At 52.7% G+C, this 14,875-nt stretch carries 13 protein-coding genes; all 13 read left to right on the top strand.

Going from position 1 to position 14,875, the window contains the following annotated elements:
• Positions 1 to 247 precede the first annotated feature (247 nt).
• Positions 248 to 748 carry an HNH endonuclease gene (locus tag LLG96_15705; protein ID MCE5251653.1) on the top strand — a complete coding sequence of 167 codons (501 nt, stop codon included), beginning with the start codon at positions 248 to 250 and terminating at the stop codon, positions 746 to 748.
• Positions 745 to 1,581, top strand: a complete 837-nt coding sequence (locus LLG96_15700) for a segregation/condensation protein A (GenBank protein ID MCE5251652.1) — start codon at positions 745 to 747, stop codon at positions 1,579 to 1,581. The genes LLG96_15705 and LLG96_15700 overlap by 4 nt, the downstream gene beginning before the upstream one ends.
• Positions 1,547 to 2,188, top strand: coding sequence for an SMC-Scp complex subunit ScpB (scpB, locus tag LLG96_15695; protein MCE5251651.1), 642 nt, complete (start codon positions 1,547 to 1,549; stop codon positions 2,186 to 2,188). The genes LLG96_15700 and scpB overlap by 35 nt, the downstream gene beginning before the upstream one ends.
• A 6-nt stretch (positions 2,189 to 2,194) precedes the next feature.
• Positions 2,195 to 2,947, top strand: coding sequence for an rRNA pseudouridine synthase (locus tag LLG96_15690; protein ID MCE5251650.1), 753 nt, complete (start codon positions 2,195 to 2,197; stop codon positions 2,945 to 2,947).
• Positions 2,937 to 3,626 carry a (d)CMP kinase gene (gene cmk, locus LLG96_15685; protein ID MCE5251649.1) on the top strand — a complete coding sequence of 230 codons (690 nt, stop codon included), beginning with the start codon at positions 2,937 to 2,939 and terminating at the stop codon, positions 3,624 to 3,626. The genes LLG96_15690 and cmk overlap by 11 nt, the downstream gene beginning before the upstream one ends.
• Before the next feature lie 58 nt (positions 3,627 to 3,684).
• A complete protein-coding gene (locus tag LLG96_15680; protein ID MCE5251648.1) occupies positions 3,685 to 4,266 on the top strand; it encodes a 1-acyl-sn-glycerol-3-phosphate acyltransferase in 582 nt (193 codons plus the stop codon).
• 14 nt (positions 4,267 to 4,280) lie between these two features.
• Positions 4,281 to 6,278, top strand: coding sequence for a 30S ribosomal protein S1 (rpsA, locus tag LLG96_15675; GenBank protein MCE5251647.1), 1,998 nt, complete (start codon positions 4,281 to 4,283; stop codon positions 6,276 to 6,278).
• A 396-nt stretch (positions 6,279 to 6,674) separates the two neighbouring features.
• A complete protein-coding gene (miaB, locus tag LLG96_15670) occupies positions 6,675 to 7,970 on the top strand; it encodes a tRNA (N6-isopentenyl adenosine(37)-C2)-methylthiotransferase MiaB (protein ID MCE5251646.1) in 1,296 nt (431 codons plus the stop codon).
• On the top strand, positions 7,967 to 9,085 hold the full coding sequence (locus LLG96_15665; GenBank protein ID MCE5251645.1) for a tetratricopeptide repeat protein: 1,119 nt from the start codon (positions 7,967 to 7,969) through the stop codon (positions 9,083 to 9,085). Before miaB ends, LLG96_15665 begins: the two co-directional genes overlap by 4 nt.
• A 7-nt stretch (positions 9,086 to 9,092) precedes the next feature.
• Positions 9,093 to 11,717 carry a DNA mismatch repair protein MutS gene (mutS, locus tag LLG96_15660; protein MCE5251644.1) on the top strand — a complete coding sequence of 875 codons (2,625 nt, stop codon included), beginning with the start codon at positions 9,093 to 9,095 and terminating at the stop codon, positions 11,715 to 11,717.
• Between the two features lie 195 nt (positions 11,718 to 11,912).
• Positions 11,913 to 13,673, top strand: a complete 1,761-nt coding sequence (mutL, locus tag LLG96_15655) for a DNA mismatch repair endonuclease MutL (GenBank protein ID MCE5251643.1) — start codon at positions 11,913 to 11,915, stop codon at positions 13,671 to 13,673.
• Entirely contained in the window at positions 13,670 to 14,602 is a 933-nt protein-coding gene (gene miaA / locus LLG96_15650) for a tRNA (adenosine(37)-N6)-dimethylallyltransferase MiaA (protein MCE5251642.1), read from the top strand. The genes mutL and miaA overlap by 4 nt, the downstream gene beginning before the upstream one ends.
• 152 nt (positions 14,603 to 14,754) lie before the next feature.
• Positions 14,755 to 14,875 (top strand): cytidine deaminase (locus tag LLG96_15645; GenBank protein MCE5251641.1); only part of this gene is annotated, 121 nt, incomplete at its 3' end.

Genomic DNA, 14,875 nt, shown 5'->3' with positions numbered 1-14,875 from the left:
TCACATTCCCGAAAAACGGGCAGTGAATGGGGAAAAAGGCTTTTCACGGGGTGCCCTTTCCCTGGTTACTTCCTTTGGGTACGCAAAGGAAGTAACATATTAAAAAAGTGTTCTTCAAAAAATGTGATATTGCCATGATTCACTTCTTACTTGACTGAACAGTAAAAAATATGTAAATATACTATTTAATACTTAATACCGGATGATATGCCATTCTCGGCAGGCTCCATGTGCCGGGAGGAATGATATGCTTGACAGTCAGGTTCTTCTTTTGAATAACGATTATGAGCCGCTTACCATCTGTACGGCCAGAAGAGCCATTATTATGGTCTGGGCGGGAAAAGCCGAGGTCATCGAATCGAACGGCAATTATGTCCATTCTGTGAGCACGACGTTCAGTATACCCACCATAATACGGCTGCTTATGTATATTCAGGCGAAACATGTGTGGAATATACAGCTTTCAAAACAGAATATTCTCAAGCGCGACCATAAAACATGTCAGTATTGCGGTACGACCGAGGGATACATGACTGTCGATCATGTTATTCCCCGGAGCCAGGGCGGAAATGATACCTGGGAGAATCTCGTCTGCGCCTGTTCTTCATGCAATAACAAAAAAGGCGACCGGACACTCGAACAGGCGGGGATGAAGCTTATAAAACCCCCCCATAAACCGAATTTCAGGACTTTCCTGTTCAGCAGAGGCACGCTGGTCAATACCTGGCAGCCGTATTTGAAAATATGACAGAATACTTGCCGATTATGCAGGATAACGACAATAAGCTTGACATCCATGATAGCGACTTTCGAAAAACCACCGCTGCATCGCCCGAACCGGCCCGTGATTTTCGTATAAACATATCCGTTTTCGAGGGGCCGATAGATCTCCTTCTCTATCTCATACGAAAGAATGAACTCGATATTCATGAGATATCTCTTGCCCGGATAGCGAAAGAGTATCTCGATTACGTGGAGATTATCAAGCTTATTGACCTTGAGATGGCCGGGGATTTTATCGTTATCGCCTCGACGCTCATGAAAATCAAGGCCCGGAGCCTTTTCTCACGGGAGGGAAATGATGAGGAGGCAACCGAAGGCGATGAAGTCAAAAACGAGCTGATCCGTTACCTTCTCGAATATCAGAAGCTTGGCGGTGTTGCGGAGAAACTCGCCGAGAAAGAAGCTTCCCGCCTGGGGATATTCCCTCGCGGAGGCGAAAAGCAGCGGATCGGCGATTCCATCCCGCAGGGTGAACAGGCCCCTGAATACATGCTGTTCGACCTTTTGACCGCTTTGCGCGATATTCTGGCGGCCGCTCCCAAAACCGAGACCCATGAAGTGGAGCTTCTCAATATAACGTCGGAAATGAAACAGCAGGAGATCATGGAGATAATAAAATCCCATGGCAAGGTCGATTTCATCGATCTGGTGAATGGGCAGCCGAGACTCATTATTGTCCTGATCTTTATCGCCATGCTTGAGCTGATAAAGAAGAGACTGATCAGGATACGACAATCGAAACAGTTTGGACGGATAGTTCTGTATGAGCGCTCAGATAACACAGACCAGGATAATTGAGGCTGTTCTGTTTGCTTCGGATGCACCGGTCGAGCCCGAAAAGCTCAGCTTGATTGCCGGGGGGCTTTCGGATCACGAAATTCTCGATATAATCGACAGCCTCAACCGCGAGTATGAAGAACAGCTCCGGCCATTCCGGATAGTCGAGGTTGCCGGCGGTTTTCAGTATGAAACTCTTGCACAGTACGGCCCGTTTGTGGAGAAACTTTTCCATTCCCGGACAAGGCCCAAACTGTCGAGAGCTTCGCTTGAAACCCTCGCAATCGTCGCCTACAAGCAGCCCATCTCCCGTGCTGAAATCGATGCGCTCAGGGGAGTCGACTCCGATACGCCCATCCGGACGCTCATCAACCGCGATCTCATAGAGATTGCCGGCAGGAGCGATTCGGTGGGAAAACCGCTTCTCTATGGAACGACAAGGGAATTTCTCCGGTATTTCGGTTTGAACGACATAAAAGACCTTCCCGGCGCCGATGAGCTTGCTTCAATGTTCGACGGGAGTGAAATCGAACCGGTTTCACCCGATCAGCTTCGGCTCGATGAAACGATAACCGGTGCTCCGTCCGAAGCGGACAGTGCAGGCGGTTCGGAAAAGCAAACCCCATAATGCTGAATGAGTTCTGTGCGGCTCAATCGTTACATGTCAGTAAGCGGCGCTGCGGCAAGGCGTAAAGGCGAAATACTCATCCGGGACGGGCGTGTTACGGTTAATGGGGCGGTCGTGACGGACCCGGCTTTCAGTGTAAGTACCGGCGATGCGGTGATGCTCGATGGAAAACCGCTGATACTGGAGGCGCGGCGACGGTATTATGTTCTGAACAAACCGACGGGGGTCATCGTGTCGAGAGGCGACACGCACGGAAGAGCGACTGTTTTCGACCTGTTCGCTGAGTCGATGGATGGAATCTTTCCCGTGGGCCGGCTCGATGAGGATACATCGGGTGTTCTGCTGCTCACCGATGACGGTGACCTGGCATACCGCCTGACACATCCTTCGTACGGGGTGGAAAAGGTATACCGCGCAGAGGTCGAGGGGGAAGTTTCCGCCGGGGATATCCGCAGGACAGGGGAGGGTATCGTTCTCGATGACGGTCCCGCGTCGCCGGCGCGTATGATAGTTCTCTCGATCGGGAGCGGAGTTTCCCTCGTCGAGATAGTTCTCCATGAGGGCCGTAAACGCCAGGTACGCAGGATGATGGAAAGGCTGGGGCATCCGGTGCGCGTTCTCGAACGGATTTCGTTCGGCGGTATCACCGCGAAGCATCTTCCCCTTGGATCGTTCAGGCCGCTGACAGGGGAGGAGATCGAGCACCTGCACAACGAATCGTGTATGAAACGGAGCAGAAAACGGAATGATACGCCGTAAGCCTATTATCGCCATCGATGGTCCTGTGGGAGCGGGAAAGAGCACGACTGCCCGGAAGGTGGCCGGAAAGCTCGGATTCCTGTATGTCGACACCGGCGCCATGTACCGGTCGGTGACGCTCGATGTGCTCAACAATGGAGTCGATCCGGCCGATGAGACCGGTGTCTGCCGTGTTGCCGTCAGCTCAAAGGTGGAGCTTAAAATCGGCGAGAACGGTCAGCGGACTTTTCTCAACGGCGCGGATGTGACCGACAGGATACGCGACCGTGATGTGACGAATGCCGTGTCGGCGGTCAGCGCCATGAGGTGTGTTCGCGCGCGGATGACCGAAATACAGCGTGAGCTTGGTTGTGACGGCGGCATCGTGATGGAGGGGCGCGATATCGGCACTGTGGTATTTCCCCTTGCGGAAATCAAGATATATCTCGATGCGTCGATGGAAGTAAGGGCAAAACGGCGGTATGACGAGCTTGTACCCAAAGACCCCGCGATTTTATTTGAGGAGCTGCTCGCGGAAATCAGGGAGCGTGACCGTGCAAACATGATGCGGGAGATAGCACCGCTTCGGAAAGCCGATGACGCCATAGTGATCGATACGACGAATATGACCTTTGATGAACAGGTCGATGCGATCGTATCAATTGTGAGGGAACGGTCTGATGTTGACAAGAATAAATAATGAGCCGATGCGGTTGTTGTATCGTTTTTCGCGGTATTGCATCTATCTGGTGCTGAGAATGTTATATCGTATTCGCGCAGAAGGGGTAGAAAACGTCCCGTCCGACGGTGGTGTCATGGTGGCGTCGAACCACGCCTCTATGCTCGATCCGCCGTGCGTTGGTGTCTGTATTCCCCGCGAGATCACGTATTTTGCAAAAAAAGAGCTCTTTTCGATCCCCGGTTTCGGCCAGTTTATCGCGGCTGTGAACTCGCTTCCGGTGGATCGCAGAGGATTCAGCCGGAGCGCACTGAAAGAGATCATCGACCGTCTGAAAGCAGGATGGGCTGTTCTCATTTTCCCCGAGGGAACCCGTACGCGAACAGGCGATTTTCTCGAACCGAAAAGCGGGGCCGGAATGATTGCGGTTACAGCGGATACACTGATTGTACCATGCTGGGTTGAGGGTTCATACAGGGCAAAACCGTTCTTTTCACGGATCACCGTGCACTTCCTCCCGCCGTTCAAACCATCGGAAATTGTGGCTGAAACGAAAAAAGATCATTATTTACTTGTGTCAAAACGAATAATGTATGATATTACAAATCTATATAAAACGCATATGGCCGTGCGTAATGAGGCCAAATCCAAAGAACAATAAGGAGGATGCGCTACGTGTCAGAAGAAACCTTAAACAATGAAACCCCTTCGGTCAACACTGTCGAAGCGGAAACAACCACCCAAAGCGTTGATGACCCTAAACCCAAAGGGAACATTCGTGATACGCTGACAAAAAAAGCAGCACGGTTTTACGATGAAGGTGAATACACGGAAGACGAATTCACCAAGATGCTCAATATGTATGACGATACCATGAAATCGATCGAGCAGGGCGGTATCGTTTCGGGAACGGTGCTCATGGTCACCGAAAACCAGGTGATCGTCGACATCGGTTTCAAGAGCGAGGGAAGTATCAGCCTTCAGGAATTCGGTGACGCTTCGGAAATCACTATCGGCGACAAAGTGGAAGTCTTTCTCGAAGACGTTGAAAACCAGGACGGTCAGCTTGTTCTTTCCAAGCAGAAGGCCGACTTCATGAAGGTCTGGGATCAGATCAAAGAGATTTACGACAGCAATCGGCAGATTGATGGCCGTCTGGTACGGCGTATCAAGGGAGGTATCGTTGTCGACCTTCTCGGTGTCGAAGCCTTCCTGCCCGGTTCTCAGATAGATATCCGTCAGGTCAAGAATTTTGACCAGTACATCGGGGAATCCTACAGGTTAAAGATTATCAAGCTGAACAAAGCCCGCCGCAATATCGTCGTATCGCGTCGTGTTGTGCTCGAGGAAGAACGCTCACGTATGCGCGATTCGGTCCTTGCCGAGCTCGAAATCGGCCAGACCCGCGAAGGCGCGGTGAAAAATATAACCGATTTCGGCGCATTCATCGATCTTGGCGGTGTGGATGGTCTCCTCCATATCACCGATATGTCGTGGGGGCGCATCAATCATCCTTCCGAGCTTGTATCTATCGGTGACAGGATCAATGTCAAGGTGCTCAATTTCGAGGAAGGGAAAACGAGGATTTCGCTCGGCCTGAAACAGCTCACGCCATATCCATGGGATGGTGTCGAAGAGAAATATCCCGAGGGATCGGTTGTCGATGGCAAGGTGGTTTCCACCACTGATTATGGCGCGTTTGTCGAGCTCGAACACGGTATCGAGGGGCTCGTTCATATCAGCGAAATGAGCTGGACCCAGCATGTCAAGCACCCGTCGAAGCTTCTTTCTGTCGGCGACAAGATAAAGTGCAAGGTTCTGAGTGTCGACAAGAATGGAGAGAAAATCTCCCTCGGTATCAAGCAGCTTGAACCCGATCCGTGGGGCACGATCGACGAACGTCATCCTATCGGAAACCATGTCAAGGGCAAGGTTCGCAATCTGACCAATTTCGGCGCATTTGTGGAGATCGAGGAAGGTATCGACGGCCTCGTGCATATCTCCGACATGAGCTGGACCAAACGGATCAAGCATCCTTCCGAAGTCATGAAGAAAGGTGAGGTCGTCGAGGTCGTCATTCTCGACATAGACAAGTCGAACAGGCGTATCTCCCTCGGACATAAGCAGATATTCGATGATCCATGGTCTACGCTCGAGGAGAAATTCGCAGTCGGCATGATTACCATGGGCACGATTATCCGCATTCTCGACCGCGGTGTGGTCGTTGCGCTTGACAACAATATCGAGGGTTTCGTTCCGGCGTTTCAGCTCGGCCAGGATGTCAAGAAACCAGCCGAGGCGTTCAATGTGAACGATGAACTGCCCCTGAAAGTCATTGAATTCGACAAAGATCAGCGCAAGGTCGTTCTCAGCGTCCGTGAATACTTCAGGGATCGCGATAAGAAAGAATTCGATGAATTCAAGGAAAAATACAAGCCCAAACCGGTGACTATCGGTGATACGTTCGGGGATATCCTCGAACCGGTCACTGTTCCGTCCGATGCAGTTACGGCTGAAGTTGCCGAAACTCCCACCGTAAAAGCAGAAGCTGTTCCGGAAGCCGAGGCCGTTCCTGCGGAGGCCAAAGACTCAGTCGTCGCCGCGGAAACTGAAAAAACCCCGGAACCGGAAGCCGCCGAAGCTCAGACGGCTGACGAAGCGGATAAGGAATAATACTATCTACAGGGCTTTAACCGCTCGAGGTATACATCAAGGCGGTCCGCTTTCCGGGCCGCCTTTTCCTTTATTCACATACATGTATTCTCGTAAAGAGGTAAAAAAGTTATCATAGAGTATGTTTCAATGCCATTTAAAAGATATCCGTGTAAATGTCCGGTCTATTGTATTTTGTGAATGACCCGCATAACTATGGATGATTACAACGAAATATAAAAATGTGTTTTTTAAATTTGATCTTTTCTTCGTGTTCTCTGTGTCTCGTTGTGATAGTAGTTATGTATATTTTCATAGAAATCCGCTTTAAAATTCTTAGTACACCGCGCTTCTTTCTGTCGATCACTATCGCACATTGACAAGAAGGATTATTCACGCTATCATACATGAGGAATGATGAAACCGGTTACTGTATACATAGAGACATATGGCTGCCAGATGAACAAGCTTGACAGCGAGTATGTGGCGGCAGTCCTTGCGGGTAGTGGTTACACCCTTGTGTCCGGCTATGCAGGCGCCGATGTCATTCTCCTCAATACGTGCGGTGTCCGTGATAATGCGGAACAGCGCATTCATGGCCGCGTGGGGGAGCTGTCATCGCTGAGGAGGGGGAAACCGGAGCTTTTATTCGGTATTATCGGCTGTATGGCGCAGCGACTCGGAGAAAAGCTCCTTTCGGATGTCGTGAGAATCGTTGCGGGTCCGGATTCATACAGGAAGCTTCCGGACATGATCGAACAGGCGCTGTCAGGCCAGGTTTTCGATACGATACTTGACCGCGAAGAGACCTATGAGGGGATCGAGCCCGTCCGGTGCAGCGGAACGTCGGCGTGGGTGGCGGTTATGCGCGGCTGCGACAACTTCTGTTCGTACTGTGTCGTCCCCTATACCAGAGGGCGCGAGCGGAGCATCCCCGTGAAGAGAATTATCGGCGAGACGGCGCGACTCCGTGACAGCGGATTCCGCGAGATAACGCTCCTCGGGCAGAATGTCAATTCGTACCGTGACGGCGATGTCGATTTTGCGGGGCTTCTCGATCGTGTGGCCGATACAGGGATCGGCTGGATACGGTTCCTGACATCCCATCCGAAGGATTTGACGGAAGATATTCTCGGAGTCATGGCGCGCCGCAGTAACATATGCAATCACCTTCATCTTCCGGTACAGTCGGGGTCGGACCGGATTCTTACGGCGATGAACAGAAAATATACCATTTCCGAATACAAGGGACTGATAAACCGTGCACGCGAAATGGTCGGCGGGATCAACATTTCGACCGATCTGATTTTCGGGTTCCCCGGGGAGACCGAGGATGATTTCCGTGCGACCATCGGCCTTATGGAAACGGTCAGGTTCGATTTCGCCTTCATGTACCGTTACTCCGAGCGTGAAGGGACAAAAGCGAGCCTCCTTCCGGACAAGGTTCCCGAAGAAATCCGGATCGAGCGCCTCAAGGAGGCTATCGCCCTCCAGAATTCCATCATGCGCGGCAGAAACAGGGAACATATCGGCTCTGTGTTCGTTGTACTGGTAAAAGGGACAAGCAAGGACAATCACGGCTGGTACGGTTTCACCGAAACAAATATTCCCGTTGTTTTTTACGCCCGTGACGAAACGGTGAACATCGGCTCGTTCGTCAATGTCCGTATAGATGAAACCACGGGAGCCACACTTATGGGTACATGTGTATGAAGGTATTTCCTCTTTATGTCGCGGCTGTTATATTACTTTTTCCATGCAGGACAGGTACTGTTTCCGCGGAAGAAAATCCAGGCGCGCTTCCCCATGACATCATGACGCTCATCAGCGAGGGGAAGTACGATGATGCGCGGATACAGCTCGAGAATTTCCGCCGGAAATACCCCGAAAATCCGTCGGCCATCCTGTACCTTGCACGGCTCGAAAAAGATATGAACAAAGCGAATGCCCTGTTCAAGGAGGTCGAGCTCCTCGCCGATTCGAGTCTTGCTGCCGCGGCTCTGTTCGAGAGGGCGGAGCTGAATTTTGCCTCCGGCGATATTGCGGCGGCGGGGGAGTTGTATGAGTCGATTGTTTCCGGATACCCCCGGAGCAGGCAGTATGCGGAGGCTCTTTACCGGCTGGGATTGATCCGTCTCGTTTCCGGCGCACCCGATGAAGCGAGGATTCATTTCGAGCTCTGCATCGAACAGAATCCCGTTCAATCGCTCGGGGTTCTGGCTGCCGCCGGTATCATGGAATGCCATGTCGCCCTGAAAGAATGGAAGACAGCCATCGAGTCCGCCCTCGATGTGCTCGAACATGATAACGACAGCGCCGTAACGCCGCGCACTCTCGAGGTGATTGCGCTTTCCTGGCATAATCTCGGCAACGAGGAAAATGCCGGGCATTACACGGAGCGGCTTCTCAAAAATTTTCCCGAGAGTTATCAGGCTCATAGTATTCGCGCCCGCGGAAGCAGTATTACCGGTGATCCGGCCATGTTGTTCATGGACGATGACGACCAGCCTGATTCTCTCGTCGTTTCTGCGGATTACGGGGAAATCACGGCGGATGACAGCGTAAGTGTCGATATATCCGTCGATCCTGTGGATGCGGAATTCTCCGTGCAGGCTTCGGCTTTCATGGATAAAAATAACGCTATGAAACTGTTCGGACGTCTGAAAGATGCGAATTTCGATACGCATCTTTCCATGAAAACGGTCGCGGATACCCATTTTTACCTTGTGCAGGTCGGGTACTTCAACACCCGTGACCAGGCGGAGAAAACTGCCGATCAGGTTACGGAGTTTACCGGTATCAAAGCCCATGTGGTCAAGCTGAAATAGGTGCCTCATGTCAGATATAACCCCCGTCATGCAGCAGTACCTCGAAATAAAAAAAGCGCATGATGATGCCATTCTCTTTTTCAGGATGGGTGATTTCTACGAGATGTTCTTCGATGACGCCCGGCTCGCTGCCCGTGAGCTCGGCATCACGCTTACCTCGCGCGAAAAGAACAAAAAAGACCCCGTGCCCATGGCGGGTATTCCCTATCATGCGGTGAACGGCTACATGTCGAAGCTTCTGCGCGCCGGATACAAGGTTGCCATCTGCGAACAGACATCGCTCCCGGGAAAATCGAAAGGCCCGGTGAAACGTGAGGTCGTTCAGGTCGTTTCCCCGGGAACGGCGATGAACGAGGAAATTCTCGAATCGCGCGGAAACAACTATATAGTGTCCCTCGTATTAGAGACAGGGAACACCGGGATAGCGATAGCGGACCTCTCCACAGGGGAATTCAGGGCTGGCGAAATCCCCGGAAACGGTGCATGGCTCGATGAGCTCGAACGTATCGGGCCCGCTGAAATTCTGCTTTCGGAAAACGAGTCGCCCGAAACGGAAACCGCGATCAAATCCCGTCTTGACGGCGTCATGATCACCTACCGTGATGGCTGGACATTCGAGCGGAATTATGCCGAGGACAACATCCGCAATCATCTGAGAGTTGCCGGGCTCAAGGGTTTCGGAATAGAGGACAGCGGCCTTGCGATAGCCGCGGCGGGAGGGATGCTTTCATACCTCGTCGATACCCAGAAGGCTTCGCTCGGCCATATGACCACCATCAAACGCTTTCGTCCCGATGAGACCATGTTCCTCGATGCGCGGACGAGGAGAAACCTCGAACTGACTTCCGCCATCAGCGACGATGTCACCGCGAAGGGCACCCTCTTCGGCGTTATCGATGAAACGTTGACTCCGATGGGCAGCCGTCTGCTCAAGACATGGATAACGAGCCCTCTCCTCGATCCCGATGAAATAAACCGGCGCCTCGATGGTGTCGCGGAGCTGGCAGACGATTCTTCCGCGCGGTCTGAGATTGGTGGTATTCTTTCGACTGTTCATGACGTGGAAAGGCTCATCGGCCGTGTCTGTCTGGAACGTGCCAACCCCCGCGACCTGCTTTCCCTTGCCGAGTCGCTCGAATGTTCGGAACGTTTCCGTGAAGCGCTCGACCGGTTTGGCGCGGGTATCCTGAAGTCGAAAACCTATGATCTCACCGACCTTCGTGAAGTCGCCGCACTGATAACGAATTCCCTTGTCGATGAGCCGCCCATGCTCCTGACCGACGGGGGAATTTTCCGCGACGGTTACAACGCCGAGCTCGATGACCTCCGCAATATCACGCATTCGGGCCGGAAATGGATCGCCGAGCTTCAGGAAAAGGAGCGCCGCCGGACCGGTATATCGAATATGAAAATCAGATATAACAATGTGTTTGGCTATTTCATCGAGGTCTCCAAAGGGAACCTCGACCGCGTACCCGAGGATTACCACCGCAAGCAGACACTGGTTAACGCCGAACGGTTTATCACCCCGGAGCTCAAGGAGTACGAATCGAAAGTGCTCAGCGCCGGTGAACGTATAAGCGAGCTCGAACGCGAGCTTTTTGTCGAGCTGCGGAAAACCGTTGCACTCCGTGTAAAGGAGATTCAGGCATTTTCACAGGCGGTGGCTGTTGTCGATGTCCTTCATGCATTTGCGGAGGTTGCCGCGGAGAGGAAGTATGTCCGCCCCGTTGTCGACACGAGCACGGTCATCGAGATCACGGAGGGCCGTCATCCCGTGGTCGAGACGATTCTCCCCGCCGGGAAATTCGTGTCGAACGACACCCTCATCGACACCGGGAAAGACCAGATTCTTATCATCACGGGACCCAATATGGCAGGAAAATCGACCTATCTGCGGCAGGTCGGACTTATCGTTCTTATGGCGCAGGCGGGATCGTTCGTTCCGGCGGAATCGGCGCATATAGGCGTTGTAGACCGGATTTTCACCCGTGTCGGAGCGTCGGACAACCTCGCCGGCGGGGAGTCGACTTTTCTGGTGGAAATGAACGAAACGGCGAACATCCTCAACAACTGCACGCCGCGAAGCCTCATCCTGTTCGACGAGGTGGGGAGGGGGACTTCAACGTTCGATGGTCTCAGTATCGCCTGGGCAATCGTGGAATATCTCCACCAGGTGAAGCGGTCTGCCGCCCGGACGCTTTTTGCGACCCATTTCCACGAGCTTACCGAGATTGCGCTTATCCTCGAACGGGTTAAAAATTACAATATTTCCGTTACGGAATGGAACGACGAGGTGATTTTCCTGCGGAAAATAGTCGAGGGCGGATCGGATCAGAGCCTCGGCATACAGGTCGCACGGCTGGCGGGACTCCCTTCACAGGTGATTGCCCGCGCAAAGGAGATTCTCGCCAACCTTGAAGCGAACGAGTTCACGGTCAACAACGAGCCGAAAATAGCGGCCGCTCCCCCGGAACAGAAAGGCGCATATCAGCTGAGCCTCTTTGAGCTTCCCGAGCATCCGGTGGTTCAGGAACTCCGTGATCTCGATATCGACAACCTTACCCCGATGCGGGCGCTCCTGCTCCTCGAACAGTTGAAACGAAAAGTGACGTTGAAAGAACGCAAATGAATGAAAACGCGATCATTGATAATATTTAAAAAAAGTATTGTCCGGATAAAATCGTAATAAGTATGTAGGGACAGGGTGTGACCTGTCCTGATAAGTCATATCCGCGAAAATCCGCCTGATTCGTGAAAATCCGTGTTCGATTGATTTTTCTATATCGATCAGGTTCAGTGTATACAGATAAGTCAGGATGAAAACGTGGCGAAAATTAAGGTACTCCCCGATATCGTTGCCAACAAAATTGCCGCCGGCGAGGTCGTCGAACGTCCCGCATCGGTGGTAAAAGAGCTCATCGAAAACGCCGTGGACGCCCATGCCACGTCCATTACTATAGAAATCGAGGACGGCGGCAGACGGCTTATCAGGGTTTCGGACGACGGCGAAGGCATGGGCCGTGACGATGCTCTTCTTGCCCTCGAACGTCACGCCACCTCAAAAATCGAAACCGTGCAGGATATCGAACGTATCATGACCCTCGGTTTCCGCGGTGAAGCGCTTCCTTCCATCGTATCGGTTTCGAGAGCGGTTATCAACACACGGCGGAAAGAGGACATGTTCGGCACCCGGGTTGTCGTCGAAGGAGGCATTCTCAGGAATGTCACCGACATAGGCCGTGACATGGGAACGGATGTCGAGGTTGGAAATCTCTTCTACAATCTTCCCGCACGCCGCAAATTTCTGAAAAGCGAGCAGACCGAGCTCCGGTATATCAGGGGGATCGTGTATGATGCCGCAATCGCATCTCCGGGGTTGAACCTTAAACTGATTGCGGGAGGGAAAGAGGTATTCGCCTACCGGGGTGCCGCCGATCACGGCGAGATGCTCAGGCAGATTTACGGTGATGCGATGGCCGTTCTCATGATCCCGTTCGAATCGCACGAGAACGGTGTGGATATAGAGGGTTTCGCCGGAAAACCGGAGACAGCGCGGACAGCCGGATTCAATCAGGCTGTTATAGTCAATGACCGCCCCGTCCATTCCAAGACCATTTCTCGGGCTGTGCTGGACGGTTATGGTCCGACAATCGCGCGCGGCATGTTTCCGGCGTTCATTCTGTACCTTAAAGTCGATCCCACACGGGTGGATGTGAACATTCATCCTGCAAAGCGCGAGATACGGATATTCCGCGAGTTCACCATTCTTGATACCATTCGCGATACGATAGCCAGAACGCTCCATACCATGGCAGCCGCGCCCGAGATGAGCGTTTCGCCGGTTACGATATACAGTCCTCCGCAGGATCGGTGGCAGAGGGAAGCTCCGAGGTTTCAATCCGCGCCCGGCGGTCCCGGAAGCCGGACTTCTCAGACGGGAATCGTTTTTTCCGAAAGCGACCGTGCGGTTGGTGATGAAACCGCGCCGTTTCCTCTTGTGCGGGATACTATTGCCCCTTATGAGGGCCCCGTGTTCTGGCAGCTCAAGGACAGGTATATCATCACCACAATCAAGGAGGGGGCGATCATTATCGATCAGCATGTCGCCCATGAACGGATACTCTACGAGGAGGTTCTTGACCACCTTACCGGGAAGCCGCCCTCCTCGCAGCAGTTGCTTTTCCCTCTCACCATCGATTTTCCGGCGGCCGATTTCGATATTCTCGTTCCCATGATACCGATTCTCAACCGGATCGGGTTCAGCGTCCGCGAATTCGGCGAGCGTTCGGTTATTGTCGATGCAATTCCCGCGGGAATAGCGCGGTTTGAGGAGGGCGGCCTGTTGTTCGAATTCATCGACGAGATGCGCACTCACGGAAAAATCACATCGGGATACACCGAAAAACTTGCCGCAGCCGTAGCGTGCCGTTCCGCCATAAAAGCCGGTAAACCGCTCAACCAGACTGAAATGCAGTATCTCGTTGACCGCCTCTTTGCGACCAGATCCCCCTTCGCCTGTCCTCATGGCAGGCCGACCATCGTGAAGCTCACACTCGAAGAGCTCGACCGGAGATTCGGACGGTGACCGCCGGAATTCTCGTTATCGTCGGCCCGACCGCTTCCGGGAAGAAAAAACTCGCTCTCCGGGCGGCGGAGCTGTTCAACGGCGAGATTGTCAGCGCCGATTCCCGTAAAGTATACCGTTACCTCGATATCGGGACAGCAAAGCCCACACCCGAAGACCGTGCGGCGGCGCCTCACCATCTCATCGACGTGGTGAATCCCGATGAACCGTTCAGCGCGGGTGAATGGGTACGTCTGGCGTCGGAAGCGGTTACCGGTATCATCTCCCGCGGCAGGCTGCCGATAATTTCGGGAGGAACGGGATTTTATATCCGTGCCTTCCGGGATGGATTGACTGTAGATATAGCCGCAGACACGGAAATCCGTAAAAACCTCGAAAACGAATGCACCGGAAAAGGATTGCATGCCCTCTATCAGACTCTCGCCGGTATAGACCCGGAACGGGCCTCCGAGCTTCACGAGCATGACAGGGTGCGTGTTCTGCGCGCTCTCGAGGTTTATTACACCACCGGGCGTACATTTACGGAGATCAGGAAAAATTCCCGGATAACCGGGGGTGATTACACCTGTTACACCATCGGTGCGGACATCGAGCGTAAAGAGCTTTATCGCCGTATCGATATCCGTGTCGATGCCATGGTTTCGGCTGGCCTTGTGGATGAGCTCAGACGTGTCCTCGACATGGGTTATTCACGGAGCCTGACCGCGTTCGATACTGTCGGGTACAAGGAGTGGTTTCCCTTTCTGGACGGCGTCGAATCCTTTGAGTCCTGTCTGGAAGCGGTGAAACGCGACACACGGCGCTATGCCAAACGTCAGCTCACCTGGTTCCGCTCACAGCCGGAAATATGGTGGACAGGCGTTCTCGATGACGAAAAACTGAGCCTGGCGCTCGAACAGGCAGGCCGGTGGATTGAATCGATACAGTAGACGACGCAAGAATAACAGTGGTAATCCTTTCCCTTTGCCTCTCTGTCTCTTTGTCCCTCTGTTCCTTTTTACCCATTGACACCTGTTCAATGTATTATTATATTTTTCATTGTGTTAAAATGACTGAAAAAATCGTAAACCATGAGTTAAATATGCGCCCGCGACCGGATAAAGATCATTACTATCTCAATATCGCACGGGAAGTTGCCCGTCGCTCGACATGCCTCAGACGGTGGTTCGGGGCGGTGATATTCAAGAACGACCAGATCATTT

It is taken from the genome of bacterium (assembly GCA_021372535.1).
GTDB lineage: Bacteria > Latescibacterota > Latescibacteria > Latescibacterales > Latescibacteraceae > JAFGMP01.
The sequence above is the reverse complement of the archived record's forward strand: the minus strand, read 5'-3'. Positions and strand labels throughout refer to the sequence as shown.

Bases quoted from the DNA above. Each gene is read 5' to 3' on its own strand.
- LLG96_15705 (MCE5251653.1), top strand. From the start codon at position 248: ATGCTTGACAGTCAGGTTCTTCTTTTGAATAACGATTATGAGCCGCTT.
- LLG96_15700 (MCE5251652.1), top strand. From the start codon at position 745: ATGACAGAATACTTGCCGATTATGCAGGATAACGACAATAAGCTTGAC.
- scpB (MCE5251651.1), top strand. From the start codon at position 1,547: ATGAGCGCTCAGATAACACAGACCAGGATAATTGAGGCTGTTCTGTTT.
- LLG96_15690 (MCE5251650.1), top strand. From the start codon at position 2,195: ATGAGTTCTGTGCGGCTCAATCGTTACATGTCAGTAAGCGGCGCTGCG.
- LLG96_15680 (MCE5251648.1), top strand. From the start codon at position 3,685: ATGTTATATCGTATTCGCGCAGAAGGGGTAGAAAACGTCCCGTCCGAC.
- miaB (MCE5251646.1), top strand. From the start codon at position 6,675: ATGAAACCGGTTACTGTATACATAGAGACATATGGCTGCCAGATGAAC.
- LLG96_15665 (MCE5251645.1), top strand. From the start codon at position 7,967: ATGAAGGTATTTCCTCTTTATGTCGCGGCTGTTATATTACTTTTTCCA.
- mutS (MCE5251644.1), top strand. From the start codon at position 9,093: ATGTCAGATATAACCCCCGTCATGCAGCAGTACCTCGAAATAAAAAAA.